Annotated in this window: 5 protein-coding genes; 2 read left to right on the top strand and 3 right to left on the bottom strand. The window is 70.8% G+C overall.

Annotated elements, in window-relative coordinates:
- The first annotated feature begins 245 nt into the window (after window positions 1–245).
- Complete coding sequence (locus DW299_RS16355) at window positions 246–842, top strand: DUF305 domain-containing protein (protein WP_136037206.1); 597 nt, start codon at window positions 246–248, stop codon at window positions 840–842.
- Window positions 843–916: 74 nt separating this feature from the next.
- Here the strand turns inward: DW299_RS16355 and DW299_RS16350 are convergent, their stop codons facing one another.
- Genes DW299_RS16350 through DW299_RS16340 form a run of 3 tightly spaced genes read right to left on the bottom strand, consistent with a single transcriptional unit; the run spans window position 917 to window position 4,431 of the window.
- Window positions 917–2,284, bottom strand: a complete 1,368-nt coding sequence (locus DW299_RS16350; RefSeq protein ID WP_136037205.1) for a threonine/serine exporter family protein — start codon at window positions 2,282–2,284, stop codon at window positions 917–919.
- 20 nt (window positions 2,285–2,304) lie between these two features.
- Window positions 2,305–3,660, bottom strand: coding sequence for an anaerobic C4-dicarboxylate transporter family protein (locus tag DW299_RS16345; RefSeq protein WP_136030513.1), 1,356 nt, complete (start codon window positions 3,658–3,660; stop codon window positions 2,305–2,307).
- Between the two features lie 30 nt (window positions 3,661–3,690).
- Window positions 3,691–4,431, bottom strand: a complete 741-nt coding sequence (locus DW299_RS16340; protein WP_136037204.1) for a Type 1 glutamine amidotransferase-like domain-containing protein — start codon at window positions 4,429–4,431, stop codon at window positions 3,691–3,693.
- 133 nt (window positions 4,432–4,564) lie between these two features.
- On the opposite strand from DW299_RS16340, the gene DW299_RS16335 reads away from it, so the two are divergent.
- Window positions 4,565–4,794: hypothetical protein (locus tag DW299_RS16335; RefSeq protein WP_136037203.1), on the top strand; the 230-nt coding region annotated here is incomplete at its 3' end.

Below are 4,794 nucleotides of genomic sequence, written 5' to 3'. Positions count from 1 at the left end.
CGGCGCCGCCGCGTGCGTGCTGGCCCTGCTCGGCGGGCTCCTCCTGCTCCTGCGCCACCGGGCGTCCCCGGCCCTCGCGGTACCGGCGGCCACGGTCGTCCTCCGCGCGCGCGGCACCCTGCCGATCCCGCGACCTCCGTCTCTTCACGTGCTCTGCATCAGCCGGACCTGAGGCGCCGTCGTGCGCCCGGGGCGACCGCGACCGCGTTCGCCCATCCGATCGAGAAGACCGAGAAGAGAGACCCATGAAGAATCGAACCACACGTACCGCGGCCGCCCTCGTGATCGCGGGGTCGCTCGCGCTCGCCGGCTGCGCGTCGAGCGAGCCTGCGGGCCCCGCCGACCACTCCGGCATGGACCACTCCCCGAGTGACGCCCCTGCCGCCGGGGCGAACGACGCGGATGCGATGTTCGCGTCGATGATGATCGCGCACCACCAGCAGGCGGTCGAGATGTCCGACATCGTGCTCGCGAAGGACGGCATCGACCCGCGCGTGGTCGACCTCGCCGAACGCATCACGGCCGCGCAGGGGCCCGAGATCGAGCAGCTGCAGGGCTGGCTCGACGACTGGGGTGTCGACGCGGCCGACGCCGGCGCCATGGACCACGGCGACGGCATGATGAGCGACGACGACCTCGCCGCGCTCGAGGCCGCGACCGGGCCCGAGGCGTCGCGGCTGTTCCTGGAGCAGATGATCGTGCACCACGAGGGCGCGGTGGAGATGGCGGAGGTGCAGCTCGCGGACGGCGAGAACGCCGATGCCGTGGCGCTCGCGCAGGACATCGTCGACGCCCAGACGGCCGAGATCGCGGAGATGAAGGACATCCTCGCGAGCCTCTGACGCGAGAGCCCCGCGTCGCCCACGCGCGGCGCGGGGCTCACCCCTTCCCCCGCCGCCGGACATCGCCGCGAGGGCTATCGCTGATCCGGGCGCGGCGGAGTCCGCTCGGTCCTCCCGACGCGGCGCGCCACCCGTCGCAGCGGGTGTGCGAGCCGCTGCCACAGCGTGGGCGCGGGGGTGTCGTCGGGAGCGGGCGGCGGAGCCACCGCGAACTGCACGAACTCCTCGGCGCCGTGGTGCACCACGCGGTACAGGGCCGTTCCGATCAGCACGCCCAGCGCGATCGACATGACCGACACGAGGGCGGCGGCGAAGTCGGCCAGGCCGTTGTCGGTCGCGAACGCCTCGGTCAGTCCGACCAGTCCGGCCGCCCCCGGCACGAGCAGCCAGAACGCCGGCAGGAACGTCAGCTGCGAGGGCGCCCCGTGCCGCAGCCCCGCGATCCAGAACACCACCGGGGTCACCGCGAGCGCGCCGACGAAGCCGCCCACGGCCGGATCGATGAACTCGGTGCCCGCCCACTGGCCCACATAGGCGACCACGAGCGCGAGCAGCACCCATCCGAAGGTCGACGGCGGCGCCGAGAAATGGAGGTAGTTGCCCAGCGCGAACACGAGGATCCCCAGCAGCGGCACCCACCACGGCAGGAACGAGGAGGCGTCGAGTGGCTCGTACGAGTCGGACGACACCCCCACCACGGCCCCCGCGGCGAGGATGCCGAACGCCAGCAGTGCGAGCTGCACGAACCCGTAGACCAGCCGCGACGCCCCGGAGATCATCTGGCCGGCGGCGAGCTCGACCGTCGCGGTGGTCAGCACCCCGCCCGGAAGGAACGTGACCAGCGGGGCGATCAGCACGCGGATCGGGTCGCCGACCTCCACGGCCTCCGCGAGCAGGAACACCGCGGTCGCGCACACGAACGCCGCCGCGATCGGCATGATGAGCTGCAGCGTGGGCGAGCGCACGAGCTTGAGCAGCCCGATCCCGAAGCCGAGCACGAACGCGACGGTCGCGCCCTGCCAGGTGGGGGCGAGCAGCAGGGCGAGCCCGGTGGTGAGGATCGCGTGCCCGAGCGTGCGCGTGAACCAGCCGAGGCGCGGTCGCATCGCGCCGATCTCGTTGAGCCGCCGGATCCCGTCGCGCGGCGCGACCGCGCCGGTGCGGGCCTGCGCGATCAGCTCGTACAGTGCCGCGATCTGGTCGAAGCGGAACGACGCGTTGGTCGCGGAACGGATGGCGACGCGCTCCTCCTCCTCGTCGCCCGTCTCCACGATGATGATCGTCGGCAGCACCACGAAGTCGGTGTCGTCGCCGCCGGACGCGCGCGCCACCTCGGCGATCGTGTCGCGGATGCGGTCGACCGACTCCGCCGAGGCGTTCATCCCCTGCGCCAGCCCGAGCAGGAACTGGCGCAGCGCCGACCGGTCGACGACGTCGGTCATGTCACCCCACCGCGGTCATGTCACGCGAACAGGAACGACAGGGCGACGCCGACCACGATCGCGGTGCCGACGTAGACCAGGTTCGGTAGCTGGAACGAGTGGTCGACCACGAACTTGCCCATCTTGGTCGTGCCGGTCTGGTCGAACGCGACCGTGGCGACCTGGCTGCCGTTGGCGGGCAGCGTGTAGATGCCCATGGTCGCCGGCCACAGGCCCACCAGCAGCGGGGCGGGCAGCCCGATCGTGATGCCGATCGGCACGATCGCGTTCGTCGCGCTCGACTGGCTCGTGGTGAGCATCGCGACCGCGAACAGCGCCAGCGCGAACAGCAGCGCGCCCAGGAACGCCGACGACCCCGACACCACGGAGCCGAGTCCATCGACGATGAGCGTCTGGTTCGCGGCGACGAAGGTGTTCGCCAGCCACGCGATGCCGAACAGGGCGATGGCGCCGACGATGCCGGCGGGGAACGTGGGCTGCTTGGGCACGTCGGCCGCCTTCACCTTGCAGAACACGAAGATGAGGGCGGCGATGATGCCCATGGTGACCTCGATGATGACGGTCACGCTCAGACGCACGGGGTCGCCACCGTCATCGGTGCCGATCACCGGTCGCAGATTCTCGAACAGGCCGAAGAACACGATCACCGCGACGCCCGCGAGGAACAGCGATGCGGAGAGCACCGCGGTCTTCGGCAGCGTCTTCTCGTGCGCGTCGACGACCGGCGGCTTGATCTGCCCGTCCGCCAGGCGCTTCTGGTACTCCGGGTCGTCCTCCAGGTCCTTGCCGTGGCGCATCATCACGAGCGCCGCGACGAGGAGTCCCGCGATGGAGGCCGGCCACATGATGAGCAGCAGCCCGCCGAGGTCCACGCCCTGCGGCGCGAGCAGCACCACCATCGAGGCGGTCGCAGCCGACACGGGGGAGCACAGGATGCCGACCTGCGAGGCCACGGCCGAGACCGCCAGCGCCCGCTCCGGACGGATCTTCTGCTGGTACGACACGTCGTAGATCACCGGCAGCAGCGGATAGAAGATGTTGCCCGTTCCCGCGCCGACCGTGAACAGGAACGACATCGCGGGGGCGAGGAACACCACCGACTTGGGGCGTTTGCGGATGACCTTCGCCGCGACGGACACCATCCAGTCGATGCCTCCGGCGGCCTGCATGGTCGAGGCGGCCGTGATCACGGTGATGACGATGAACACCGCGTCGACGGGGGCGTTGCCCGGCGCCTCGCCGAAGACGAACACCAGCACGGCGACGCCGACGAGGCCCCACACGCCCAGGCCGATCCCGCTGGTGCGGGTGCCCATGAAGATCGCCAGGACGACGACGATCAGCTGGGCGATGAGGAGGAAGACGTTGTCGTTCATGACGATGCCCCGATCATCAGGATGGCCCGGTCAGGAGGAGGGTCCGGTGGCGATGGGCCCGGTACCGGTGAGCACCTGCACGGGCAGCTCGGTCTCGACGATCCGCCCGTCCACCGCTTCCACCCGCAGGGCGAGGGGGTCGTCGACCGGGCTGATCGCCGTCACGAACTCGGAGTTCTCGAAGTGCAGCGACTGGAGGTTGCCCACCGCGTAGCCGGTCGACAGCTCCCCGCTGAGCAGGGAGGCGTGGAACAGCGGCCGGCGCTGGTCCTCGGCGTCGTAGTGCGGGCAGAAGCTGCCGTGCAGGAAGCCCAGGCCCTCCGGCAGCACCTGCAGCGTGGGGCCGTAGCTGTCGGTCGTGCCGCCCTCGAACCAGCAGATCCCGCCCGCGCTGCCGCCGGTGAACACCACGTTCGACGCCGGGTCCTCCCACATCTCGCGCATGATCTCGTCGAGTCCCTGCCGCTTCCACACGTCGAGCATGTTGGCGGTGTTGCCGCCGCCCACGTGGATCACGTCGAAGCCCTTCACGAACCCGGCGAGGTCGTCGACCGCACGGTGGAACAGCGGCAGGTGGTGCGGCGCGCACCGGTCGGAGTCGTACGTGGAGTAGAAGCTCACGATGTAGGCGGTGTCGTCGCCCGTCGCGGTGCCGACGAACAGCACCCGCGGTCTGTCCTTGCCGGTGAGTCTCAGGATGTAGTCGTGCGTCGGATCGTTCCGGCGCTCCATCATGGCCTTCCCGGCTCCGGTTGCGACAACATGTGACATCGGTGACCCCCCGGTTCGACGGCTGCTCTCAGGCGTCAACATAGTGGTGAGGGACCCGGCGCGTCCAGCACTCCTCACCCGCTCGACGTGAGGGACGGTGCGGCCGTCGGCGCACGCCATAGTGGGAGGGGACGTGTCGACGACGGGGGGAGGGCCCACGGTGGCATCGAGCGAGTTCGCGGTGTGCGCGATGTCCGAGCGCCCGGCGCTGTGGACGCTGGTCTGGCATCCCGAGACCGAACGGTGGGAGGCGCGCGACGCCGCGGTCGCGCTCGACCGGCCGTTCGCGCTCGCCGCACACCCGTCCGGCTCCCTGTACGCCGCGGGCCTCACCCCCGAGGGCGCAGTGCATCGGCTCACGCG

This window comes from Microbacterium sp. K35 (assembly GCF_004794375.1).
In the GTDB taxonomy this organism is placed as follows: Bacteria; Actinomycetota; Actinomycetes; order Actinomycetales; family Microbacteriaceae; genus Microbacterium; species Microbacterium sufflavum.
The sequence above is the reverse complement of the archived record's forward strand: the minus strand, read 5'-3'. Positions and strand labels throughout refer to the sequence as shown.